Source organism: Halomonas garicola, assembly GCF_031935715.1.
In the GTDB taxonomy this organism is placed as follows: Bacteria; Pseudomonadota; Gammaproteobacteria; order Pseudomonadales; family Halomonadaceae; genus Vreelandella; species Vreelandella garicola.
Genome location: NZ_JASSZF010000021.1, coordinates 1 through 23,868 on the forward strand (window position 1 = coordinate 1; position 23,868 = coordinate 23,868).

The following is a 23,868-nucleotide window of genomic DNA, read 5'->3' on the forward strand; positions in this document are numbered from 1 at the left end:
CGCTTCCAAGCCCAGGCCGAGGGTCAGAATCTGGGTGCCGTCCATGTCATACCTCCTGTCGTCGTGGAGGTCATATTCTGGCCCAGCTCAGGGGGCGAATTCCACACCCAACGACGAAGAGCCGTTTTTTGTGGGAGAAGCAGCGTCTTTTGGTTAAGGTAGTTGCGCAATAGCGACGCCTTTTGGTTACATTCCAACGATATATAGCGGTCATACATGGCACTCAAGAAATCCCAGCTTTACAGCTCGTTATGGCAATCCTGCGACGAACTGCGCGGCGGTATGGATGCCTCGCAGTACAAGGACTACGTGCTGACGCTGCTGTTCATGAAGTACGTCAGCGACAAGAAGGATTCGCTGATCGAGGTGCCGGAAGGCGGCAGTTTCGCCGATATGGTCGCACTCAAAGGCGATAAAGAGATTGGCGATGGAATCAACAAGATTATCGGCCGGCTGGCGGAAGAAAATGACCTGAAAGGCGTGATCGACCAGGCCGACTTCAACGACGAGACCAAGCTCGGCTCCGGCAAGGACATGCAGGATCGGCTCTCCAAGCTGGTGGCCATCTTCGATCAGCTCGATCTGGGCGCCAACCGCGCCGATGGCGATGACTTGCTGGGCGACGCCTACGAATACCTGATGCGCCACTTCGCCACCGAATCGGGCAAGAGCAAGGGGCAGTTCTATACTCCGGGCGAAGTCTCGCGGGTGATTGCCCAGGTAGTGGGCATCGGCACGGACACGCGCCAGGACGAAACCCTGTACGACCCGACCAGCGGCTCGGGCTCTCTGCTACTGCGCGCCGCCTACGAAGCCCCTCAGGGCATGAGCATCTACGGCCAGGAAAATGACAACGCCACCTGGGCGCTGGCGAAGATGAACATGATCCTGCACGACTATCCCACCGCCGAGCTGTGGCGGGACAACACCCTCTCGCGTCCGTATTTCAAGAATCCCGACGGCAGCCTCAAGACCTTCGACTACGCGGTCGCTAATCCGCCGTTTTCTACCAAGTCCTGGACCAATGGCCTGGACCCGGTAAACGACGAATTCGGCCGCTTCGAATACGGCATCCCGCCGGCGAAAAACGGCGACTACGCTTTTCTGCTGCACCTGATCAAGTCGCTCAAGTCCACCGGCCGCGGCGCCATAATCCTGCCCCACGGCGTGCTGTTTCGCGGCCACGCCGAAGCCGACATCCGCCGCCAGCTTATTCAACGCGGGCTGATCAAGGGCATTATCGGCCTGCCGGCCAACCTGTTCTACGGTACCGGCATCCCGGCCTGCATCCTGGTGATCGACAAAAAAGACGCGGCACAGCGCGACCATATCTTCATGATCGACGCCAGCCGCGAGTTCATCAAGGACGGCAACAAGAACCGCCTGCGCTCGCGGGATATTCACCAGATCGTGGACGTGTTCAACCACCAGCGCGGGCTGCCCGGCTACGCTCGGCGCGTGCCACTGTATGAAATCGCCAGTGAGGCCAACGACTACAACCTCAACATCCCGCGCTACATCGACAGCGCCGAAGCTGAGGACCAGCACGATCTCTATGCGCACCTGAACGGCGGCATCCCCCAGCGCGATGTGGACGCACTCGAAGCCTATTGGGCCGAGCTGCCCGGCCTGCGCGACGCGCTGTTCCGCGATAGCGGCCAGCCCGGCTACCTGGAGGCCAACGTCGAAACCCGGCAGGTCAAGCCCACCGTGCTGGAGCATCCTGCTTTCCAGTCCTTCTCGGCACGCGTCGGTCGAGTCGTCGATAGTTGGGAGTGCGCTAACTGGTCACGTCTGATGGACCTTTCACCGAGTATTCAGCCTCGCCAAGTGATCCATGAGCTCTCCGAGGACTTGCTCGACCGCTTCTACGTAGTGCCCCTGCTGGACCGCTACGCGGTTTACCAGCGCCTGATGGACTACTGGGCCGATGTAATGCAGGACGACGTCCACCTGATTGCCGTTGAGGGCTGGCGGGAAGCGGCTCGGCCCCGCGGCGTGATTCAGAACAAGGAACGCAAGATCAAGGAAGAGCCCGACCTCACCCTCGGCAGCGGCAAAAAGGCGCAAAAGTACAAGCTCGACCTGATCCCGCCCGAGCTGGTTATTGCCCGCTACTTCGCCGACGATCAGGCCATACTTGAAGAGCGCCAGGCCGAGCTGGAAACCGCCGCTCGCGAATTGGAGGAGTTCATCGAAGAGCAGGACGGCGAGGAAGACCCGCTGAGCGAGGTCAAAAACGACAAGGGCAAAGTCAGCAAAACCGACATCCCCAAACGCCTCAAGGCCCTCAAGGGTGAGCCGGAAAGCGACGAGGAAACCGCCGCGCTCAAGCAGTGCAAAAAGCGGATGGACGCCGAAGCCAGCGCCAAAAAAGCCGTCAAGGACGCCCAGACCAAACTTGATCAGGCCGTGCTGAACCGCTACGAGGCACTCACCGAGGACGAGGTCAAACAGCTCGCCGTGGACGACAAATGGCTGGCCGACATCCGCGCCGTCATCGAATCCGAAGTCGAGCGTATCACCAACCAGCTCGCCGGCCGCGTGCGCGAGCTGGAAGAACGCTACGCGGAACCGCTGCCGAGCATCGAGCAGGAAGTGGAGCAACTGGCCGAAAAGGTCACCGGCCACCTGGAACAGATGGGAGTGCGAGTCGATGGCTGAGCAGGGTTCGATATTGAAAGAGGAAACGGTGCGGGATGCATCGCCCACCTATTCGGCAGGAGTATGCATCGCGACTGCAGAGGGTGTGCCGCTTGGGTACAAGCGGACCGAGGTGGGGGTTATTCCAGAGGATTGGGACGTAGTGTCAATTGGGGAACTCGCTAAGACATACAGTGGGGGGACGCCTTCTACCAATCGGCCAGAATATTACGGTGGGGACATCCCCTGGATAACGTCAAGCGACCTGAATCATCGAACAATAAGTGAACCTGAAGGGCGAATTACCAGGCTGGGCTTAGAAAAGTCATCAGCTAAACTCGTGGAGCCGGGGACCTTGGTTGTAGCCCTATATGGTGCAACAGCCGGTGTTTCCGCAATAACTCATGTCCAGGCTGCGATCAACCAAGCGGTGCTGGCAATTGTTACCAAAAATGCTAGTGCTAAGTTTTTGTTGAACATGCTCTCGTTCAAAAAAAATGAGTATGTTGAGAAACTTACTCAGGGCGGTCAGCCAAACTTAAGTGGTGCGTTGGTCCGCTCTATTAAAGTCCCAGCTCCCTCTGAGGAAGAACAATGCGCCATCGCCACCGCGCTGTCTGACGCGGACGCGCTGATCGCATCCCTAGACCGCCTGATCGCCAAAAAGCGCGCCATCAAACAGGCCGCCATGCAACAACTCCTCACCGGCCAGACCCGCCTGCCGGGCTTCACCGACGAGTGGGGGACGGAGCGGTTGGGGGAGATTGCGGATATTCGGAGCGGTGGTACGCCAAGCACAGCTATGCCGGCATTCTGGAATGGTGATGTTCCATGGTGTACGCCAACGGACATTACCGAACTGGGGGGTCGCAAATATCTTTCGGGAACAGAACGCACGATATCCCATGCCGGCCTTCGAGCGAGCTCTGCCGAAAGCATGCCTTCGGGGTCCATAATTATGACAACGCGCGCAACGATCGGCGAGTGCGCGATCAATACAGTGCCGATGACAACCAACCAGGGATTCAAGAATTTAATTCCTTCGAGTTGTGATGCGGAGTTTCTTTATTACTTGATGACCACAAAGAAGGCACAACTGATCCAACTGTGCGGCGGCAGCACATTTTTGGAGATCGGCAAAAAATCCCTTCTTGCTTTCGAAGTGGCGCTGCCCCAGAGCCATCAAGAGCAGCAGGCCATCGCCACCGTCCTCTCTGATATGGACAGTGAAGTCGAAGCCCTGGAACACCGCCGCTACAAGGCCCGTCAGCTCAAACAGGGCATGATGCAGCAGCTTCTTACCGGGCGAGTCCGACTGGTTGAGCCGGAGGTAGAAAACGTAAGGGAGGCCAGCGCATGAGCACCGTCGGCCAACGCGACTGCTTTGCTCAACAATCGGCACAGGCGAGGTGATCCATGAGTGATCTCGTCATCTTTGACGCTGATGAGCAGCGCGTGGAGGTGCGGCTGGAGGGGGAGACCGTCTGGCTGACCCAGCGGCAAATGGGCGAGTTGTTCGGGACGACGGCGGAAAACATCCTGATGCATCTGAGGAATGTTTTTCGCGACCAGGAGCTGGATGAGTCGGCAACTACTAAGGATTTCTTAGTAGTTCGCCAAGAGGGTAACCGCCGGGTTCGGCGTCAGCTCAAGCACTATAACCTCGATGCCATCATCTCCGTGGGCTACCGGGTCAGCTCCCTGCGCGCCACGCGCTTTCGCCAATGGTCCACCCGTGTGTTGCGCGACCACCTCACACAGGGCTATAGCCTGAACGAACACCGGCTGGCGCAACGCGGGTTGCAGGAGCTGGAGCAGGCGGTCGATGTGCTCGGAAACACCTTGGTGCGTCAGCAACTGGTGAGCGACATCGGGCGCGATGTGATCGGTCTGGTACTCGGCTATGCCCGTACCTGGCGCTTGCTGCTCGACTACGACGAAGGCCAGCTCGAACTGCCCGCCGATGGTGTGCCGGCGCGGGGCGTGCTGGATTTGGGCGAAGCGCGCCGGGCGCTAGATGCTTTGGCGATGGAATTGAAAAGCCGCGGTGAGGCCAGCGAACTGTTTTCTCGCGACCGTGGTGACGGATTGGCCGCCATCCTCGGCAGCATTGAGCAAACCATGTTCGGCGAGCCGCTGTACAAGAGCCGCGAAGAACGCGCTGCCCATTTGTTGTATTTCGTGATCAAGAACCACCCTTTTGCCGACGGCAACAAACGCTCGGGGGCGTTTCTGTTTCTGCTCTATCTGCGTCAGGAGGGCATGCCGCTGACGCTGGACGAAAACGCTCTGACGGCATTGACGCTGTTGATTGCCGAAAGCGACCCCAAGGCCAAGGATCTGATGGTGCGGCTGGTGATGCACCTGCTTGCGCCGGGCGGCGTAGCAAACAAAAAATCGGGAGCGAATTGATGAACACCGTCGGCCAGCGCGAACGCCTGACTCAACGGCAAGTCATCCGGTTTTTTCAGCAGGAGCTGGGTTACCGCTACCTGGGCGACTGGAAAGATCGCGAGGGTAATCGCAACGTCGAAGAAACGCTGCTGCGCGATTGGCTGACGCGGCAGGGCCATGACGAGCGCGTGATTAGCCGCGCCCTGCGCGAGCTGGATCAGGCGGCGGCGCTTTCCGGCAGCAAAACGCTGTACGACGCCAACCGGGCGGTGTACGAGAAGCTGCGCTACGGCGTGCGCGTCAAGCCGTCGGTGGACGAGCAGACCGTCACTGTCTGGCTGATCGACTGGGATAACCCCGAGAACAACGAATTCGCCGTGGCCGAGGAGGTCACGGTGGCCGGGGCCAATACCAAGCGCCCGGATGTGGTGCTGTATGTCAACGGCATCGCCCTGGGCGTGCTGGAGCTCAAGCGCTCCACCGTGGCGGTGGCCGAGGGCATCCGCCAGACGCTGGATAACCAAAAGCCCGAGTTTATCCGGCCGTTTTTTGCCACCGCCCAGCTGGTCATGGCCGGCAATCCCACCGAGGGCCTGCGCTACGGGGTGATCGAGACGTCCGAGAAGTACTGGATGGCGTGGCGCGAGCCGTCCGAGCTCGAAGACCCGTTGGAGCGTGGTCTGTACCAGCTCTGCCGCAAGGAGCGGCTGTTGGAGGTCGTCCACGACTTCATGGTGTTCGACGCCGGCACCAAGAAAACCTGCCGGCACAACCAGTTTTTCGGCGTGCGCGCGGCGCAGGATCACGTGCAGCGCCGGGAAGGTGGCGTTCTCTGGCACACCCAGGGCAGCGGCAAGTCGCTGACCATGGTGTGGCTGGCCAAGTGGATTCGTGAACACGTGAACGATGCCCGGGTGCTGGTGATTACCGACCGCACCGAGCTGGACGAGCAGATCGAGAAGGTTTTCAAGGGCGTGGACGAGCAGATCCACCGCACCAGGAGCGGCGCCGACCTGATCGATGTACTCAACCGCAGCGACGAGTGGCTGATTGCCTCGCTGATCCACAAGTTCGGCGCTTCCGACGAAGGGGATGTCGACGCCTTCATTCGGGATATACGCAGCCACCTGCCCAAGGGTTTTGCGGCCAAGGGCAATCTGTTTGTGTTCGTGGACGAATGCCACCGCACTCAGTCCGGCAGCCTGCACGAGGCCATGAAGGCGCTGCTGCCGGAGGCCATGCTGATCGGCTTTACCGGGACGCCGCTGCTGAAAAAGGACAAGCGCAAGAGCATCGAAGTCTTTGGTCCTTACATCCATACCTACAGGTACGACGAGGCGGTAAGCGACGGCGTAGTGCTCGACCTGCGCTACGAAGCAAGGGATATCGACCAGCGCGTGACGTCCCAGAAACGGATCGACCAGTGGTTCGAGCTGAAGACCCAGGGCCTGAACGACTACGCCCGCGCCCAGCTGAAAAAGCGCTGGGGGACGCTGCAAAAAGTGCTCAGCTCCCGGGATCGGCTGGAAAAAATCGTCGCCGATATTCTCTGGGACATGGCCACGCGAGACCGGCTGATGAGCGGCCACGGCAACGCCATGCTGGTGGCCGGCAGTATCTATTCGGCCTGCCGGCTGTTCGAGATGTTTGAGAGGACCGAGCTCAAGGGCCAGTGCGCCATTATCACGTCCTACGTGCCGTCCGCTGTCGAGATCAAGGGCGAGGCCACCGGCGAAGGCGAAACCGAAAAGCTGCACCAGTACGATATCTACCGCCGCATGCTGGCCGATCACTTCCAGGAGCCGGAAGATACCGCCGTCAACAAGGCGGAAACCTTCGAGAAGGAGGTGAAGAAGCGCTTCATCGACGAGCCGGGGCAGATGAAGCTGCTGATCGTGGTGGACAAGCTGTTGACCGGCTTTGACGCGCCGCCGGCGACCTACCTCTATATCGACAAGAACATGCGCGACCACGGCCTGTTTCAGGCCATCTGTCGAGTCAACCGTCTGCATACCGACGACAAGGAAGTCGGCTACATCATCGACTACAAGGACCTGTTCAAGTCCCTGGAGCAGTCCATCCAGGACTACACCGGCGGCGCCTTCGATGCCTTCGACGCCGAGGACGTGGAAGGACTGCTTGAAGACCGCCTGGAGAAGGCGCGGGAACGGCTGGAAGAAACCCGGGAAGCGGTTAAGGCGCTGTGCGAGGGGGTCGAGCCGCCCGGGGACAGCGCCGCCTACCGACGCTATTTTGTCGGCCCGAGCGACGCACCCGAGGTACAGAAGGATAACGAGCCCAGGCGTCTGGCCCTGTACAAGCACGTCGGCGCCTTTCTGCGCGCCTATGCCGACCTGGCCAACGAGATGCGCGAGGCCGGCTATAGCGACGCCGAAGCCGCCGCCATCAAGGCGGAGGTGGAGCACTACGAAAAAGTCCGCGAAGAGGTGAAGCTGGCCAGCGGCGACTACATCGACATGAAAATGTACGAGCCGGCCATGCGTCACCTGCTCGATACCTACATCCGCGCGGAAGACAGCGAGAAACTCTCGGCCTTCGACGACATGACGCTGGTCGAGCTGGTCGTCGAGCGCGGCGAAGAGGCAGTCGACAGCCTGCCGTCGTCGATATCCGGCGACCGCGAGGCAATGGCCGAAACCATCGAGAATAACGTCCGACGGCTGATTATCGACGAGATGGCGGTCAACCCTAAATACTACGAGACAATGTCTGAGCTGCTCGACGCCCTGATCGAGCAGCGCCGCCAGGAGGCCCTGGAGTACAAGGAATACCTGCGCAAGGTTGTCGAGCTGACGCGGCAGGTAGCCCGGGAGGAAGAGAAAAGCGACTATCCCGACGGGATCGATACGCCGGCCCGGCAGTCGCTTTATGACAATCTGGGTCAGAACACTGAGCTGGCTATCCGGCTCGATGAAAAGGTTCGGTCCGTAAAGAAGGCGGATTTTCGGGGCAACAAGTTCAAGGAGCGCGAGGTGCGCAATGCCATCGCCTCCGTGCTGGACACAGAGATAAGAGAGACCGGCGGCGCTGATACGGAAGCCGTCTTCGAACTGGTGAAAAACCAGCATGATTACTGAGCACCGCCGTATTGAAGTGAGCGGCATCCCCGTGGAGATCCGACGCAAGGCGATCAAGAATCTGCACGTGGGTGTCTACCCGCCGCACGGCAGGGTGCGGGTAGCCGCACCGCTGCATCTGGACGACGAGGCCGTGCGCCTGGCTATTGTCGCGCGCCTGAGCTGGATTCGAAGTAAACAGCAGGGATTTGCGCGTCAATCGCGTCAATCGCGCAGGGAGATGGTAACCGGCGAGAGCCATTACTTCGAGGGTAAGCGCTATCGGCTGGATGTGGTGGAACAGTCAGGCAACCCGCGCGTGCGCGTGATCAACAACAGCACCCTTGAGCTGCGAGTCCCGCCGGGTACGGACAGGGCAGGCCGGCAGCAGGCGCTCGACCGCTGGTATCGACGCCAGCTTAAAGCGCGAGTTCCGGAACTGCTGACACACTGGGAGGGCGTGGTTGGCGTCGACATTGCGGATTGTCGTGTCAAGAAGATGAAGACCAGGTGGGGCAGCTGCACTATCCAGGCGAGACGCATCTGGCTGAATCTGGAACTTGTGAAGAAATCGCCCCGCTGCCTGGAATACATCATCGTGCATGAGATGGTGCATCTGCTGGAGCGTCACCACACCGATCGCTTTCGTGCGCTGATGGATCAATGCTTGCCGGACTGGCGCTTGCGCAAGGCTGAGCTCAACCAAACCCCGCTGGCCCATGAAGACTGGGGCTATTAAACAGCAACGCTATTAGGCGGGTTTACCGGGAGCGTTGAGTTATCGGGTATTAGCTATGCCGACTCTGAGTCATAGCCTTTTGCATGACCGGTAGTGGGAGAGGAGCACAATGCTGTGTTGAGGCAGTGTCTTCGCGGGCTAAAGCCCGTTTATGCCCACCCTCTGGGTGCTCGCACCAGGCCAGCTATCTCAGTGTCAAAATGGCGTTGTTTTCACGCTAGTCTGCGAAAAACCGAACAAGGGGCAGTAGGGAATACCCGATCCGGTATTGCCGGGCAAAGCCATTCCTGCGCCGCATTGTTATATTCTCTTATAGAATATATGGCGCATGTTATTAACCCGCTTGGCTATAAAACGGTTGTAATATAATGTGGCGCCCTCATTTAGGCCTTCACTTGCTCACCACGGTGGTTGTTATGCACTGGATCTGGAAAAAATACGCCGATACCTCGCTGATCGCGCGGGTCACGATTGCGCTGGTGGCGGGCGTCGCCGTGGGGCTTTTGGGTAGCCAGGAGACGGTTGGGTGGCTTGCCCCGCTGGGCGAACTGCTGCTCAAGCTGCTGACCTTTCTTATCGTGCCCATTGTACTGTTTACCCTGATGGTGGGGGTCAACCAGTCCCGGGAGGGCAGCGTCGGCCGCATCGGGCGCAAGGTGTTTTTGTATTATCTGGCAAGCTCGGCGCTGGCGATTATCGTCGGGCTTGCCGTGGCGTCGCTTTTCAACCCGGGAAGCGGCATGACCCTGGACGACAGCGCGAGCTTCTCGGTGCCGGATAACCCGGGGCTGGTCAGCGTGCTGCTTAACATCGTACCGGGTAATATCCTCGAGGCGTTCACCGAGCTCAACATGCTGGGCATCATCTTTACCGCGCTGGTGTTTGGCATTGCGCTATTGAAGCTGCGCGAGTCCGGTACCGAGCGCCAGGCGGCGCTGGGCGAGCGACTGTACGAGGTGTTCGAGGCGCTCAACGAGATAACGCTAAAGGTCATGGGCGGGGTGCTGCACTACGTGCCCATCGGGGTGTTTGCCATCGTCGCCGATACCGTGAGCCGCCAGGGCATGGGCACGCTGCTGTCGCTGGGGGACATGGTGCTGGTGCTGTATCTGGCGCTGGGTGTCCAGCTGCTGCTTTACTGCGGCGCCATGCGGCTTTTCGGCGTGCGGCTGAGGGCGTTTTTCCGCGAGGCGCGCACGCCCATGGCGACGTCCTTCGCCACTCAAAGTAGCTCCGGCACGCTGCCGTTGACCATCAACGCCGCCGATCGGCTGGGCGTTCCCAAAACCATCTACGGCTTCAGCCTGCCGCTGGGGGCGACCCTGAACATGGACGGCGCGGCTATCCGCATTGCCATTTCGGCGGTGTTTGCCGCCAACGTCATCGGCGCGCCGCTGGACTTTATGAGCATGGTGCAGATCGTGCTGATCGGCACCCTGGTGTCGGTGGGCACCGCCGGCGTGCCCGGCGCGGGCATCATCATGATCGCTACGGTGTTTGCCCAGGTGGGCCTACCCATCGAGACCGTGGCGCTGCTCACCGCCATCGACGCCCTGGTGGGCATGGGCTGCACCGCGCTGAACGTGACCGGGGATCTGGTCGGTACCTCGATCATTGCCCGCAGCGAGGGTGACAAGCTTGCCGAGACGCCGCCTGGGGCGACCTGCGGGGCGGAAAGCTGATAGCGTCGAAACCACCACACCGGCATCCACTCAGCCGGTACCCATTCAAGAAGGAGAGACGGCGATGATCGCGGATCACGAGCGGACGTATCTGGAGAGAAGCGTCGAGCTTGCCAAAGAAGCGCTGGCGGCGGGCGACGAGCCGTTTGGCAGCCTGCTGGTCAGCGCCGACGGCAAGGTGCTGCACGAAGACCGCAACCGCATTGCCGGCGGCGACAATACCCGCCACCCGGAGATCGCGCTGGCCTACTGGGCGGTAGAGAACCTGACGCCTGCGGAGCGCGCTGCGGCCACCGTGTATACCTCCGGCGAGCACTGCCCCATGTGCGCCGCCGCCCACGGCTGGGTGGGGCTCGGGCGCATTGTCTACGTCAGCTCGTCAAGGCAGCTGGGCGGGTGGCTTTCTGCCATGGACGTGCCGCCGCCGCCGGTAGCGACGCTGCCCATCGAGCAGATCGTCCCCGGCATTACCGTCGACGGCCCGGTGCCGGAGCTTGCCGCTACCATGGAAGCGCTGCACCGCGAGTATCACGGCCGCTAGTCGATCACTCTGACGGTGACCTGGGCGACGCCGCGCTGAATGATGTTCAGTTTGCGCGCGGCGCGCTTGGAGAGATCAATAATGCGCCCGCGCACGTAGGGGCCGCGGTCGTTGACCACGACCTTGACGGTTTTGCCGGTGTCGGGCCGGGTGACCAGCACCTTGGTGCCCAGCGGCAGGGTCGGGTGCGCGGCGGTCAGCGCCTGCTGATCGAACGGCGTGCCGCTGGCGGTGAGCGCGCCCTGGAAGCGGTCGCTGTAATAGGACGCCTTGCCTTTTTGCGCGTCCGGCGTGGTAGCGGCCAGGGCGCAGCCGCTGATGAACGCAATAAGCAGCCCGGCGATCAGCGCCCGGGCGGGCCCTGTGATGAAGAAAAAGCGGTTAGCCATCGGCATTTCTCCCGGATGAGAGACAAAGCGTAGCATGCTTTGGCCGTCGCCGGGCACCGCGGCGGCGACGGCCGGCGTTTTACCCGTGACGGTTGAAGTAGGCCTGCATTACGGCAATCACTCTGTCGATATCGGCGTCGCTGACGTCCCGGTGGGTCACCAGCCGGGCGCTTCCCAGGAGATCGATCATAATGCCGTTCTCGCCAAGCCAGTCGGCCAGCGGCGCAACGTGCTCCTGGGGGAAGTCGGCAAATACCATGCTGGTCGCGCGCGAGGTTACGGTAACGCCGGGGAGCTCGGCCATGCCCCGGGCCAGGGTTTCTGCCCGGCGGTGGTCGTCGGCAAGGCCTGACAGGTGGTGCTCCAGGGCGTGCCAGCAGGCCGCGGCGATAATGCCCGACTGGCGCATGCCGCCGCCGGTGACCTTGCGCCAGCGCCGCGCCCGGGCGATCAGCTCGGTCGAGCCCACGAGCACCGAGCCCACCGGGGCGCCCAGGCCCTTGGAGAAGCACAGCGAGACGCTGTCGAACGGCTCGCACAGCGCGGCCAGCGGGGTGTCCGTGGCCACTGCGGCGTTGAACAGCCGCGCGCCGTCCAGGTGGGTGGCAAGGCCGTGCTCCCGGGCCAGCGCCGTGGCCGCCAGGGTGTAGTCGTGGGGCATTACCTTGCCGCCGATGGTGTTTTCCAGCGCCAGCAGCCGGGTGCGGGCAAAGTGGAAGTCGTCGACCTTGATCGCCGCGCGGATCTTTTCCAGGGGCAGGGTGCCGTCGTCGGCGTTTTCCACCGGCTGGGGCTGGATGCTGCCGAGCACTGCCGCGCCGCCGCCTTCAAAGCCGTAGGTGTGGGCCTGCTGGCCGACGATGTATTCGTCGCCGCGCTCGCAGTGGGCCATCAGCGCTACCAGGTTGCTCTGGGTACCGCTGGGAAACAGCAGCGCGTCTTCCTTGCCGGCGGTGTCGGCCACGGCCCGCTCGAAGGCGTTGACCGTGGGGTCGTCGCCCCATACATCGTCGCCCACCGGGGCGGCGCACATGGCTTCATACATGGCCTGGGTGGGCCGGGTGACGGTATCGCTGCGCAGATCGATCATGATGGCTCCCTGCAAAAAAGGGGTGACGGGCCCCAGTGATAAAACAAAGCTGACAAAAAATAAACCCGGGCGGGTGCCGGCTTATGGCCCCGCTACTGATAGCCCCTGGCCTGCAGGCGGAACAGCGCTGCGTAGCGCCCGTTTTGCGCCAGCAGCTCGGCGTGGGTGCCGCGCTCGATGATGCGCCCGCTGTCCACCACCAGAATCTGCTCGGCGCTTCTCACCGTGGAAAAGCGGTGCGAGATCAGGATCGTCATCTTGTCCTTGCTGTGCTCGCGAAAGCGGGCGAACACCTCGGCCTCGGCGGCCGGGTCCATGGCCGCGGTGGGTTCGTCGAGCACCAGGATGTCGGCGTTTTCGCGCATGTAGGCCCGGGAGAGGGCGATTTTTTGCCACTGCCCGCCGGAGAGCTCCTGGCCGTTTTTGAACCAGCGGCCCAGCTGGGTGTGGTAGCCCGCGGGCATCTGGCGGATAAAGTCGTCGGCCATGCCGTGCTGGGCGGCGTCCTGCCAGCGGGCTTCATCGCTGAAGGCGTGGGTGTCGCCGACGCCGAGGTTTTCGCCCACGGGCAGCTGGTAGCGCACGAAATCCTGGAAAATCACCCCGATGCGCTCGCGCAGAGCCACGGCGTCCCAGTCGCGAAGGTCGGTGCCGTCGAGCAGGATGCGCCCTCGGGTAGGGGAGTAAAGCCGGGTCAGCAGCTTGATCAGCGTGGTCTTGCCCGAGCCGTTTTCCCCTACCAGCGCCAGGCTCTGGCCGGGCACCAGGTGCAGCGAAATGCCGTGGAGCACTTCCTTGCCGCCGGGGTAGGCGAAGCTCACGCCCTCGAAGCGCAGGCCGTCGCCGGGTGTCTCGCCCCGCGTCTCGGTACCGGCTTCGGCCTCCACCGGGTGCTCCAGGTACTCGTAGAGGTTGGAGAGGTAGAGGTTGTCCTCGTACATGCCGCTGATCGCCGTGAGGCTTGCCGACAGCGCGCTCTGGCCCTGCTTGAACACCATCAGGTACATGGTCATCTGGCCAAGCGTCAGCGCGCCCATGACGGTTTCGGCGACGACCCAGCCGTAGGCGGCGTAAAACGTCAGCGTACCCAGAATGCCCAGGGCAAAGCCCCAGGTCTCGCGGCGCAGGGTCAGCTTTCGCTCTTCGGCAAAAAGGCGGTTGAAGATGGCCCGGTAGCGCTCGAGGAACAGGTTTTCCAGGCCGAACAGCTTGACCTCCTTGATGCTGTCTTCCCGGGCGAGCACGGTTTCCAGGTACATCTGCATCCGCGACTGGGGCGAGCGCCAGCGAAAGAGGCGAAACGCCTCGCCGGAAAACTTCGCCTCGGAGAGAAACACCGGAAGCGCCCCCGCCACCAGAATCAGCAGCGCCCAGGGCGAAAACTGCACCAGCAGCACGCCGAAGCTGCCCAGCGAAATGGCGTTTTGCAAAAGCGAAAACGTCTTGTTGACCAGCCCCAGCGGCCGGGTGGAGGCCTCCCGGCGGGCCCGGGTGAGCTTGTCGTAAAGCTCGGAGTCCTCGAACTGGGCAAGCGAGAGCGTGCCGGCCTTCTCCAGGATCATGACGTTGACGCGGTGGCCAAGGCGCGCGCGCAGCAGCGACTTCTGCGCGTCCAGGCCGCGCTGGGCAAGCGCAATCAGGCCGATGATCGCGCCTTCCAGCGCTACCAGCCACAGCACCGGCCCAAGGCTTTGGATAAGCGGCGGGGCGGCGTCGGCCTCCTGAACTTCCATGGCGGCGACCACGCCGTCGACGATCAGCTGGCCCACCCAGGCGGCCACCGCCGGCAGCACCCCGGCGACCAGGGTGGCAAGCGCAAGCCCCACCATCATCAGCCGGGAGGTTTGCCATACCAGCAGAAGCGCCCGGCTGCTGTAGCGAAAAACGCCGAAAAAGCCGCTCACCGGAGCGGCGACAGTAGGGCTATGGCGCGAGGCGTGGGAGGCAGACAAGGAATCAGTACGCTAGCGCCGGGCCAGCTGACGGGCCGTGCCGTCGCTGCAGCTGAGCCGCGCCGTGCTTGCCAGCCACTCGTCATCGGGGTAGTAGGCAAACACGTACTGTTCGTTTTTCAGGCTGTCGATCAGCGGGTAGGTGACCTCGGAGCGCACCGCCGGGCAGCCGTGGCTGCGCCCCAGCCGGCCGGTCTTGTCGATGAAGGCGTTGCTGACGTAGTCGGCGCCGTGAATGACGATGGCGCGCTCAAACGCCAGATCGTTGACGTTAGGCTCAAGGCCCTCCAGGCGCAGCGAGTAGCCGTTGCGCCCGTAGTAGCTGTTCAGGGTGCGAAACAGTCCCAGGCTGGACTGGTGGCTGTCCGGCGTGTTGGAAAACGACGTGGCCAGCGCGTTGCCCGAGCCCTGGCCGTGGGACACCAGCTCCTTGAACAAAAGCCGGTGGTGCTCAAGATCAAACACCCACAGGCGCGGCTGGGAAGACGGCCGGGAAAAGTCGATGAGCGCCAGGCGCTCGGCGCCGGGGTCGGCGCAGCTAAGCGACTCGGCCGCCATACGCAGCGCCTGGGGCGTGGCGTTTGGGGCGAGCTGCTTGAGCCGGTGGAGCAGCGGCGAGGTGCCGGCGGCGGGGGTAGTGGCCACCTGTGCGGAGAAATCAGCGGCCGGCAGTGGTAACGTGAAAGCGCCAAGGGACAGGCTCAGCAGCAGCGCCGAGGCTTTGAAGCGAAACGCCATGTCATCATCCTTGAAGATGAATAAAAAATGACCGGCCGGGCAGCCAGGCTCTGCCTCATGGCGGGCACGGTAAGGAAAGCCCGAGATAGCTTCGCTTTGCTCGCTACGACGTGGAGGGTATGCGCGCCCTTCCCGCTATTGTCGTCGCGAGGAGCGCAGCGACGTGGCGATCTCATGGCAAGTCCAGGAGCGCTATTCTAACCCAAGGGGACATTCATGGATAAGACGCGGCGAAGAAAAAGCGGCGGAACGCCGGGGAAAACGATGGGTCTCGCGGCCCTGGCGCTCAGCGCCGCGCTGGCGTCCGGCCCTGCGGTGGCTCAGGCGCCGTCTGCCGGAGCCCTGGCGGAAGAGACCGCCAGGGCAGAAAGCCGGGCGGACGAGCTTCCGGTCGCGGCGTTTTATCAAGCCGCGCAGCAGCAGCCGACGTGGCACAGCGCGAAGCAGGTGGAAGCCCTGGTCAGGGCGCTAAAAACGCTACGTAGCGACGGCCTCGTTCCCGCGGACTATCTCAAGGGCTCTCTCAAGGACTATCCCCAGGACTATCTCGAGGCGGATGGCGGGGCCCGGCCGCTGGAAGCGGCGTTTGCGCAAAGCCGAGACGACGCCGAGGCCCGGGCGGCGTTCGACGTTCGCGCGACCCGGGCGCTGCTGCTGGCCCTTGATCACCTTCAGCGCGGCCGCCTCGACCCCGAAAAGCAGGTGCCGGGGTGGGAGACCGCCCGGGCGGAAAGGCGCTATTCGATGGCCCGGGTGGTCGACGCCGTTAACGACGCCGACATAGAGCAGGCGCTTTCGCTGGCGCGGCCGGAACTGCCGGCCTACGGGGCGCTGCGCGAGGCGCTCAAAACGTATCGGGCGCTGGGGGGGCAGACGAACGCGCCGCTGGTGCCCAGCGACGAGGCTCTGCGCCGCGGCAACGAGGGCGATGCGGTCACCGCGCTGCGCCGCCGGCTGGCCTACTGGGGCATGCCCGAGGTGCTGCCCGGCGATCCGGCCGCCTACGCCCGGATAGACGCCGAGGCGCCGGACCTGCGGCGCTTCGACGCCGAGCTGGAAACGGCGGTCAAGCGCTTTCAGCGCCGCCACCTGCTCGATGAAGACGGCGTGGTGGGCGGCAAGACCCGCCGGGCGCTCAACGCCTCGGTGCGCTCCCGGGTGGATGCGCTGCGGGTCAACCTCGAGCGCGCCCGCTGGATGCAGCCCGTGATCGCGCGCGAGCCCGGAGTATGGGTGGATATCGCCGGCTACCGCATGCACTACACCCGCCCGGGCGGCGCGCGCTGGTCGTCGCGAGTGATCGTTGGCCGGTCCGGGCGCGAAACGCCGGTGCTCCACTCGGCGATCACCCACTTGACCGTGAACCCGACCTGGACGGTGCCGCCGACCATCTGGCGGGAGGACGTGCTGCCCCGGCTGCGGCGCGGGGCTTCGGGCTACCTCAACCGGCGCAACATGCAGGTAGTGGGCCCCGACGGGGCGCGGCTCGACCCGGCGAGCATCGACTGGCAGGCGCCGGGCAACGTTATGCTGCGCCAGTCCGCGGGGCCGAGCAATCCGCTGGGGCGCATGGTGGTGCGCTTTCCCAACAGTCAGCTGATTTACCTGCACGACACGCCGTCCCGGGGGCTTTTCAACCGCGACCGGCGGGCGCTGAGCTCGGGCTGCGTGCGGGTGGAAGGCGTGCGCGAGCTGGTGCGCATGCTGCTGGAAGACACCGGAAGCCGCCACCGGCTGGGTACGCTTTTGCAGCGCAGCCAGAGCGATCTGAACGTCACCCTGCCCGAGCGGATCCCGGTGGCGCTGGTGTATCTGACGGCCTGGCCCGATGAGGCCGGCGAGGTGACGTTTCGCCCGGATATCTACCGCCGCGACGATGCGCTGCTGCGGGCGCTTTAGCGCGGACGGCCGGTAGGCAGGCATAAAAAAGCGCCGCCTCGGCAAGAGGCGGCGCTTTTGTCTGGAGAGAAGGTGCCCGGCGGGAAGGTTAGCTGTCGCTGTCGTCGTCTTCCTCGTGGCGGCGGTAGGAGGCCACGCTGACGGTGCCTGTATCGCCGCTTTCCAGCGCGGCGACCATGGGCTCGGCCTGCTTCTGGAACGCCACCAGCGTATCGCCGTGCAGGCGGGTATTTTCCGGCAGATCGACTTTCATGGCGTTGACCGGCGCGTTATTCACGTGGACTTCGTAGTGCAGGTGCGGGCCGGTGCTGCGTCCGGTGTTGCCGGAAAGCGCGATGCGATCGCCCATTTCCACCCGGTCGCCCTTGTTGACCAGCGCCTGGGAGAGGTGCAGGTAGCGGGTGCGATAGCCATTGTCGTGGCGGATGACGACATAGCGGCCGGCCGCATAGTGCTTGACCACGCGCTCCACGCGCCCGGCGGCAGGGGCGGTGACCGGGGTGCCGATGGGCATGGCGAAGTCGGTGCCGTTGTGCGGGCTGGTGCGGCCGGTGACCGGGTGTTTACGATACGGGTTGAAGTTAGAGCTCAGCCGGTAGCTGCCCTCGAAGGGGTAGCGGGCAAAAGCCGGGTCGAGGCTGTCGCCCCCCGGCGTATAGAAGTTGTTGTTGTCGGGATTGCGGACCAGGGTCAGATTCATGCGCTGGCCCTGGTACTTCACCGCCAGGACCCGGGAGCCCAGCGACTCGCCGTCGATCATGTCGGATTCGACGAGCACCTGGAATTCGTCGCCGCGGCGGCTGTCGCGGCGGAAGTCATATTTCTTTTTCAGCAGGCGGGTCAGCTTGGTGACCGAACGGCTGTCGAGACCGGTAGCCTCGGCCGAGCGGGCGAAGCTGCCGCTGACGGTGCCGGCGTAAAGGCGCTGCACGGGCTCGCCCTTGCGCTCGATGGACCTGACGTCAAGGTCGCCGTCGCGGCGGTCGATGAGCACGCCGTCGCGGACGTTTTTCATTATCTTCAGCGTCAGCAGCTTGCCGTTTTCGTCCAGCTGGTAGTCAAAGCTCTGGCCGACACGCCAGCGGCTAAAGATATTCGAATCGGGAAGCTCGTCCAGCAGATCGAGGACTTCGCTGTAGCCCAGGCCCAGCTCGTTCTGGGCCATGACGGCAAAGGTCTCGCCGGAGCTGACGGTGTGGGTTTGCCACTGGGGCACATAGGTCTTTTCCGCGGCGAGCTCCAGCGGCAGAAAGGACACTTCGTCAAAGCTGTCGATGCCGTAGTCTTCGTACGAGGTGGCGTCTGCTATCGGCGCCTGATTCTCGGTAGCGTCGGCGCTGTCTTTCGCGCCAATGCCGGCGTCGGCGCTGTTGGCGGCGAGCATGCCGCTGGCCAGAGTGCCGATGACGGTGGCCATGTGCTGCGCGCCTTCATCCAGCGGCGTCTTGTCGCTGGCGGCGAGGCGCTGGGCGGGGAGCTCTAGAACGTCGTCCAAAGGCTCGGCCGTCGCGCTTCGGATCACGTCCAGGTTAATCACCTCCGACGCCCTGAGATCCTTCAGGGGGATGTTGTCGCGAGTGGCGTCGAGCAGGCGGGAGGCTTCATCGATAGCGGTGGCCACCGGGGTTCTGGCGCGCTGGGCACCGGTTTTGGCCAGCGCCGGCAGGCTGGGCGCGGCGTCATCGGCAAGCGGGACGAGCACGTTCTTTACCGGCGCGTCTGGCTGGCTATGATGTTGATAGGTCGTGAGTAACTTTTGTCCGCCCAGCACGGTGACCATGGTGGCCACGGGTAACAGTAAAAATTTATGCGTGCGGGGCAGCGAATGAAGGATTCGCAACATGAGTGAAAAGGCCGCCAAATCGTGTCGAAAAAAACATCTGTAAGGAGTAAGCCACGAAACCTTAACTCATGCGCGAGGAAGTGCATAGACTGTACATCCATACACAAACTCGGTATTTAATACAAGGCTGAAACCGTAGTTGGACAGCCGCGGGGAAAAGTTTGACAGCGGGGCGGGCACCGCCGGGCGAATCCGGCGAATTTCGGCACTGGCTGGGGCGCATGCAAAACGGGCACCCCGAAGGGTGCCCGTTGACGATGTTGTCGGCGTGCTCAGGCTCAGTTGTTACGGTTGCCCATGTCGTCGTTGCGGTTGTCCACGCCGTCGTTACCCATGTCAGAGGCGGCGTCCTTGGTTTTCTGCCAGGCGTTCTGGGCGCCTTCCTGGGTAGTTTGCCAAGCGCTCTTGGCGCCTTCTTCCGTGGTTTGCCAGGCGTCTCTGGCGTTGGACTTCGCCTGCTTCCACCAGTCGTTGTTATAGGCCGGGAACTGCTCCATCTCTTCGGAGGTGGCGTCGACCATCACGCGGTGCTCGGTATCGTTGATGTCGTCGTCATCCTGCTCGGTGTAGGTTTCCAGCGTGAAGTAGTTGCTGCCGACGACCAGTTCGCGGCCGCCAAGGCCAAGCACCTCGCCGCTTTCCACCACCAGGGCGGATACCTTCATCTCCTCGTCAAAGAGGATGTCTTCGACTTCGCCAATGGGATCGCCCGAACCGTTCACGACGTAAACGTCAGCATCGAGGATGTTGTCGGCGGAATACATGCCCTGGGGGCCGGTTTGCTCTTGCGGCTGACCGCTTTGAGCCTGTGCGCCCAGTGTGAAGCTCAGTACGGAAACGCCGAGTGCTGTCATCAAGGTATTCTTGCGCATGGCTCAACTCCTTGTCTGCTTTTATTCCGGGGTGGGTGGGCTCGAATGAGCTGCCAGCACCTGCCGGATGAGTGTCGGGGCCGGGAACAATAAGTGAAGGCGCCCGATCACCTTTTACAAGCTAGTCGAACAGGGCGCGACTGCAAACCCTGGAATGGGTAAAAACGATGAAAGCGCCGGACGGAACGAGAAGGCGCCGGTGAAATGCTGGCGCGGCGCGAAAGGAAGTGGTAGCATGTGCGCTCCTCGCATGTGTTGACCCCTCCATCACAACGTGGCGCCGGCCTGTTTTTTTGCCGTGCGCGTGCAAAACATTCGTTCGGCGGATGTTTTCTGATGAGAAGATGGCGCGCTTTGTCAATTTCACCGCACGGGTGAAATTAGCGCAGCAAGGTCGCCACAGCGGACGGACTGCCTAGCGCTACCCGTTCGTATGCCAGGTGCGACCGGCGTCTCAGACTCTCTGTTTTCAGCCGTTGTTGAGTCACATTGCTATTGAGTCATTTTATTTTTGGATCACATTAGGGTGATCGGCTCGTGGCAATCGGCTCGTTGAAACCAACTTTTTGAAACCGGCTCCTGTTGACTGCTTATGCCCGACGTGGCGGCAGTGTCAGGGCGGCTGACCGGCGTTGTCGGAGGCCGTTCAGGTCTGGAGTCAGAGACGCTTTTGATGTTTTTTGCCGGAGCTTTCCGGCCTACCAAGGTGTGATTAATGACCTCGACTTCTGTCGCTTCGCCGAGTTTCGGCGATCTTGCTCTGTTGCCTGCCGTTTTGTCTGCCGTGGAAAGTCAGGGCTATACAGAGCCTTCGCCCATCCAGGCGAAAACGATTCCCGCGCTGCTAGAAGGCCGCGACATGCTCGGCCAGGCTCAGACCGGCACGGGCAAGACCGCCGCCTTTGCGCTGCCGCTGCTGTCTCGTCTCGACCTTGAGCGGCGCGAACCCCAGGTGCTGGTGCTGGCGCCGACCCGCGAGCTTGCCCAGCAGGTAGCGGTCTCCTTTAGCAAGTATGGCCAGGACATCAAGGGGCTGGAAGTGGCGACCCTGTGCGGCGGCCAGGAATACCGCGAGCAGCTCTCCGCGCTGCGCCGCGGTGCCCAGGTAGTAGTGGGCACGCCGGGCCGGGTGATTGACCACCTGGACCGCGGTAGCCTGAAGCTTGGCGGCCTGTCGGCGCTGGTTCTCGACGAAGCCGACGAAATGCTGCGCATGGGCTTTATCGACGACGTCAAGCGCGTGGTCGCCGACACGCCGAAGGACGCCCAGCGGGTGTTTTTCTCGGCGACGCTGCCCACCGAAATCGAGCGCATCGTCAACCGCTACCTGGTCGATCCGGTGAAGGTGACCATGGGGTCGAGCGCCTCGACGGCGGACAACATCGAGCAGCGCGTGGTCCGCGTGGACGGCGGTGCCAAGCTAGAGGCCCTGTCGCGGATTCTGGAAGTCGAACCGGTGGACGCCGCCATCGTCTTCGTGCGTACCCGTGCGGCCTGCACCACGCTTGTGGAGCAGCTCACCGCCCGGGGCGTGAATGCCGCCGGCCTTTCCGGGGATCTCGACCAGAGCCTGCGCGAGCGCACCATTACGCGCCTCAAGCGCGGCAAGGTCGACGTGCTCATCGCCACCGACGTGGCCGCGCGGGGGCTTGACGTGCCGCGCATCACCCACGTGGTCAACTACGACCTGCCCCAGGACAGCGAAGCCTATACCCACCGCATCGGCCGTACCGGTCGTGCCGGGCGCAGCGGCATCGCGATCACCTTCGCCGGCTTCCGCGAAGGCCGCAAGGTCGGCTGGATGGAGCAGGCCACCGGGCAGAAAATGGCCGACATGCCGCTGCCCGACGAAGCCGCGATTCGCGCCCACCGGGACAGCGTTTTCCATCAGCGCGTGGTCGCGTCCCTGACCCAGGGCGCCGACGAGCAGCGCGCGCTGGTCGAGCGGCTGGTGGCAGAAGGCCACGATCCCGTCGAGCTGGCCTGCGCCTTTGCGCAAATGGCCCGGGCCGACGAAGCGCCCATTGGCCGCCTCCAGGCGCCGCGCAAGGAGCGCGCCCCGCGCGAAAGCCGTAACAGCAGCGGCCCGCGCCGGGACCGCGGCCCCAGCGAAGGCATGATCCGCTACCGCGTTTCCGTGGGCCACAAGGACGGCGTCAAGCCCGGCCAGCTGGTCGGCGCGCTGGCCAACGAAGGCGGCATTGAAGGCGCGCGTATCGGCCGCATCGATATCCGCAACGCCTTCTCCGTGGTCGAACTGCCCAAGGGACTGCCGGCCTCGATCCTGGCGAAAATGGCCCGGGCCAAGGTCTCCGGCCGTCCGCTTGAGATCAGCGAAGACCGCGGACCGGAGCGCGCCCCGCGCCGCCGCGACGGCGAGGCGCCGGTGCGTCGCCGCGCCTGATCCAGGCCGCGGTACCAACGCCGTCGGCTAGCGCTTAGCGACGGCCCGCCAGCACCCCCGTGCCGCTTATCCCGGTGCGGGGGTGCTGTGGTTTGGATGGGCGTCTGAGTGAGCGCCCGGGCGCTTGGTACCGCTTTTCACTCACGTTTTCCACCCGCTTTTTCCACCGGCTTTTTCGCCAACGTATCCGCAACGCCGTCTCAGGAGAGGCTATGTCCGTGCTGCCCCCGGAAACCCTGCATGAATGGAACCTTGCCCCGGCGGATGCCATGGCGCTGCAGTCGCGGCTGGCCCGGCGCGTGGTGCTTGAAGACCGCATCGCTCCGGTGCGCCACGTCGCCGGGGTGGATATCGGCTTTGAAGACGACGGCGCCACGACAAGGGCCGCGGTGGTGGTGCTCCGGTGGCGGGAAGAGGGCGCGCCGTTCGAGGTGGTCGAGCAGGTGGTTTACCGTGAGCCCACGCGCATGGCGTACATCCCCGGGCTCTTATCGTTTCGCGAAACCCCGGCGGCGCTGGGCGCTTTTGCACGCCTTGAGACCCGGCCCGAGCTGGTCATGGTCGACGGCCAGGGCATTGCCCATCCGCGCCGGCTGGGCGTCGCCTCGCTGCTGGGGCTGTGGCTCGATCTGCCGGCCATCGGCATCGCCAAGTCGCGGCTGTGCGGCCGCCACGCCGAAGTGGGCGAAACCCGGGGCGAGCGGGTGCCGCTCGAGCACAAGGGCGAGGTGATCGGCACGGTTTTGCGCTCGCGCACCCGGGTCAAACCGCTGTACGTGTCGCCCGGGCACCGGGTCAGCCAGGCCACGGCCCTTGAGTGGACGCTGCGCTTTTTGTATCGCACCAAGCTGCCCGAACCCACCCGGCTGGCCGACCGCCTGGCTAGCCGTCGCGATGCGCCCGGGCGGCCTTGACCAGCGCGCGGATCAGGCGCTGCTGGGGGCGGTTGAAGATCAGCCATTCCGGGTGCCACTGCACGCCGAGTAGAAAGTCGTGGCGGCGGGATTCGATCCCCTGCACCAGGCCGTCGCGGTCCCGGGCGACGATCTCCACGCCCTCGCCGGTACGGTTCACCGCCTGGTGGTGAAGGCTGTTGACCCGGCACCAGCGCACGCCCAAGAGCGCGTGCAGCCGGCTGTGTTCGGTGATGTCCACGGTCTTGCGCGGAAGCACGGTGCGCCGGCGCTTGAGCCCCTCGTGGGTGGTGTAGATGTCCGGGTCCAGGGTGCCGCCCAGGTGGACGTTGATCAGCTGGGCGCCCCGGCAGATGCCCAGCACCGGCGTAGCCAAAGGGATGAAGTGTTCGAGCAGCGCAAGTTCCAGCCTGTCGCGCTCGGGGTCCACGCGCACGTCGAGCTGGAGCTCGGCGTCGTAGAGGTTGGCCTGGATGTCATCGCCGCCGCCGATGATCAGCCCGTCAAGATGCGCCGGGCGGGCGCGACTCGGGGACAGGCGCAGCGGCTGGCCGCCGTGGCGCCAGACGGCGAACCAGTCGAACCACCAGGCCAGGCGGCTTTTTCGGTCGGAAGTGGTGATGCCGATAAGGGGGCGTGACATACGGCTTGGGCGTTCCTGATGGTGGCAAAGGGGTAAATGGGCGGCGGG

General features: G+C 63.4%; 17 protein-coding genes. 10 read left to right on the plus strand and 7 right to left on the minus strand.

Going from position 1 to position 23,868, the window contains the following annotated elements:
* Positions 1-216 precede the first annotated feature (216 nt).
* The 7 genes from RS027_RS08905 (at position 217) to RS027_RS08935 (ending at position 11,076) form a co-directional block, all read left to right on the plus strand.
* Positions 217-2,664, plus strand: coding sequence for a type I restriction-modification system subunit M (locus tag RS027_RS08905; RefSeq protein WP_311956248.1), 2,448 nt, complete (start codon positions 217-219; stop codon positions 2,662-2,664).
* On the plus strand, positions 2,657-4,003 hold the full coding sequence (locus RS027_RS08910) for a restriction endonuclease subunit S (protein WP_311956250.1): 1,347 nt from the start codon (positions 2,657-2,659) through the stop codon (positions 4,001-4,003). Before RS027_RS08905 ends, RS027_RS08910 begins: the two co-directional genes overlap by 8 nt.
* 56 nt (positions 4,004-4,059) lie before the next feature.
* Positions 4,060-5,055 (plus strand): virulence RhuM family protein/type II toxin-antitoxin system death-on-curing family toxin, encoded by a 996-nt coding sequence (locus tag RS027_RS08915; RefSeq protein ID WP_311948615.1) that lies wholly within the window; start codon positions 4,060-4,062, stop codon positions 5,053-5,055.
* A complete protein-coding gene (locus tag RS027_RS08920; RefSeq protein WP_311956251.1) occupies positions 5,055-8,135 on the plus strand; it encodes a type I restriction endonuclease subunit R in 3,081 nt (1,026 codons plus the stop codon). The genes RS027_RS08915 and RS027_RS08920 overlap by 1 nt, the downstream gene beginning before the upstream one ends.
* A complete protein-coding gene (locus RS027_RS08925) occupies positions 8,125-8,853 on the plus strand; it encodes a M48 family metallopeptidase (RefSeq protein ID WP_311956257.1) in 729 nt (242 codons plus the stop codon). Before RS027_RS08920 ends, RS027_RS08925 begins: the two co-directional genes overlap by 11 nt.
* A gap of 416 nt (positions 8,854-9,269) precedes the next feature.
* A complete protein-coding gene (locus RS027_RS08930) occupies positions 9,270-10,535 on the plus strand; it encodes a dicarboxylate/amino acid:cation symporter (RefSeq protein WP_311956258.1) in 1,266 nt (421 codons plus the stop codon).
* Between the two features lie 64 nt (positions 10,536-10,599).
* The gene (locus RS027_RS08935; protein ID WP_311956259.1) at positions 10,600-11,076 is read left to right on the plus strand and encodes a nucleoside deaminase; all 477 of its coding nucleotides are present in this window, start codon (positions 10,600-10,602) and stop codon (positions 11,074-11,076) included.
* Here the strand turns inward: RS027_RS08935 and RS027_RS08940 are convergent.
* From RS027_RS08940 to RS027_RS08955, 4 genes are all read right to left on the minus strand, one after another.
* The gene (locus RS027_RS08940) at positions 11,073-11,465 is read right to left on the minus strand and encodes a septal ring lytic transglycosylase RlpA family protein (protein ID WP_311956261.1); all 393 of its coding nucleotides are present in this window, start codon (positions 11,463-11,465) and stop codon (positions 11,073-11,075) included. The genes RS027_RS08935 and RS027_RS08940 overlap by 4 nt on opposite strands.
* Positions 11,466-11,544: 79 nt before the next feature.
* Complete coding sequence (gene ltaE / locus RS027_RS08945; protein WP_311956263.1) at positions 11,545-12,555, minus strand: low-specificity L-threonine aldolase; 1,011 nt, start codon at positions 12,553-12,555, stop codon at positions 11,545-11,547.
* 92 nt (positions 12,556-12,647) lie between these two features.
* On the minus strand, positions 12,648-14,507 hold the full coding sequence (locus RS027_RS08950; protein WP_311956265.1) for an ABC transporter ATP-binding protein: 1,860 nt from the start codon (positions 14,505-14,507) through the stop codon (positions 12,648-12,650).
* A gap of 12 nt (positions 14,508-14,519) precedes the next feature.
* Entirely contained in the window at positions 14,520-15,245 is a 726-nt protein-coding gene (locus tag RS027_RS08955) for a murein L,D-transpeptidase catalytic domain family protein (RefSeq protein WP_311956267.1), read from the minus strand.
* Positions 15,246-15,509: 264 nt separating this feature from the next.
* On the opposite strand from RS027_RS08955, the gene RS027_RS08960 reads away from it, so the two are divergent.
* Positions 15,510-17,144 (plus strand): L,D-transpeptidase family protein, encoded by a 1,635-nt coding sequence (locus tag RS027_RS08960; RefSeq protein ID WP_311956270.1) that lies wholly within the window; start codon positions 15,510-15,512, stop codon positions 17,142-17,144.
* A gap of 88 nt (positions 17,145-17,232) precedes the next feature.
* Here RS027_RS08960 and RS027_RS08965 read toward each other — a convergent pair whose 3' ends face one another.
* Together RS027_RS08965 and RS027_RS08970 are read right to left on the minus strand one after the other, a co-directional pair.
* Positions 17,233-18,987, minus strand: a complete 1,755-nt coding sequence (locus tag RS027_RS08965; protein ID WP_311956272.1) for a peptidoglycan DD-metalloendopeptidase family protein — start codon at positions 18,985-18,987, stop codon at positions 17,233-17,235.
* A gap of 278 nt (positions 18,988-19,265) precedes the next feature.
* Positions 19,266-19,859, minus strand: a complete 594-nt coding sequence (locus RS027_RS08970; RefSeq protein WP_311956273.1) for a PRC-barrel domain-containing protein — start codon at positions 19,857-19,859, stop codon at positions 19,266-19,268.
* 715 nt (positions 19,860-20,574) lie between these two features.
* Between RS027_RS08970 and RS027_RS08975 the strand changes: the two genes are divergently transcribed.
* Positions 20,575-22,263 carry a DEAD/DEAH box helicase gene (locus tag RS027_RS08975; protein WP_311956275.1) on the plus strand — a complete coding sequence of 563 codons (1,689 nt, stop codon included), beginning with the start codon at positions 20,575-20,577 and terminating at the stop codon, positions 22,261-22,263.
* Positions 22,264-22,475: 212 nt separating this feature from the next.
* Complete coding sequence (gene nfi, locus RS027_RS08980; RefSeq protein WP_311956276.1) at positions 22,476-23,177, plus strand: deoxyribonuclease V; 702 nt, start codon at positions 22,476-22,478, stop codon at positions 23,175-23,177.
* Here nfi and RS027_RS08985 read toward each other — a convergent pair.
* Positions 23,146-23,820, minus strand: a complete 675-nt coding sequence (locus RS027_RS08985) for a gamma-glutamyl-gamma-aminobutyrate hydrolase family protein (protein ID WP_311956281.1) — start codon at positions 23,818-23,820, stop codon at positions 23,146-23,148. The genes nfi and RS027_RS08985 overlap by 32 nt on opposite strands.
* Between the last annotated feature and the right edge of the window lie 48 nt (positions 23,821-23,868).

Coding starts and splice junctions, on each gene's coding strand:
- RS027_RS08965 (WP_311956272.1), bottom strand. CDS start 18,987: ATGTTGCGAATCCTTCATTCGCTGCCCCGCACGCATAAATTTTTACTG.
- RS027_RS08985 (WP_311956281.1), bottom strand. CDS start 23,820: ATGTCACGCCCCCTTATCGGCATCACCACTTCCGACCGAAAAAGCCGC.
- ltaE (WP_311956263.1), bottom strand. CDS start 12,555: ATGATCGATCTGCGCAGCGATACCGTCACCCGGCCCACCCAGGCCATG.
- RS027_RS08905 (WP_311956248.1), top strand. CDS start 217: ATGGCACTCAAGAAATCCCAGCTTTACAGCTCGTTATGGCAATCCTGC.
- RS027_RS08975 (WP_311956275.1), top strand. CDS start 20,575: ATGACCTCGACTTCTGTCGCTTCGCCGAGTTTCGGCGATCTTGCTCTG.
- RS027_RS08920 (WP_311956251.1), top strand. CDS start 5,055: ATGAACACCGTCGGCCAGCGCGAACGCCTGACTCAACGGCAAGTCATC.
- RS027_RS08935 (WP_311956259.1), top strand. CDS start 10,600: ATGATCGCGGATCACGAGCGGACGTATCTGGAGAGAAGCGTCGAGCTT.
- RS027_RS08955 (WP_311956267.1), bottom strand. CDS start 15,245: ATGGCGTTTCGCTTCAAAGCCTCGGCGCTGCTGCTGAGCCTGTCCCTT.
- RS027_RS08970 (WP_311956273.1), bottom strand. CDS start 19,859: ATGCGCAAGAATACCTTGATGACAGCACTCGGCGTTTCCGTACTGAGC.
- RS027_RS08915 (WP_311948615.1), top strand. CDS start 4,060: ATGAGTGATCTCGTCATCTTTGACGCTGATGAGCAGCGCGTGGAGGTG.
- RS027_RS08925 (WP_311956257.1), top strand. CDS start 8,125: ATGATTACTGAGCACCGCCGTATTGAAGTGAGCGGCATCCCCGTGGAG.
- RS027_RS08930 (WP_311956258.1), top strand. CDS start 9,270: ATGCACTGGATCTGGAAAAAATACGCCGATACCTCGCTGATCGCGCGG.
- RS027_RS08960 (WP_311956270.1), top strand. CDS start 15,510: ATGGGTCTCGCGGCCCTGGCGCTCAGCGCCGCGCTGGCGTCCGGCCCT.
- RS027_RS08940 (WP_311956261.1), bottom strand. CDS start 11,465: ATGGCTAACCGCTTTTTCTTCATCACAGGGCCCGCCCGGGCGCTGATC.
- RS027_RS08910 (WP_311956250.1), top strand. CDS start 2,657: ATGGCTGAGCAGGGTTCGATATTGAAAGAGGAAACGGTGCGGGATGCA.
- nfi (WP_311956276.1), top strand. CDS start 22,476: ATGTCCGTGCTGCCCCCGGAAACCCTGCATGAATGGAACCTTGCCCCG.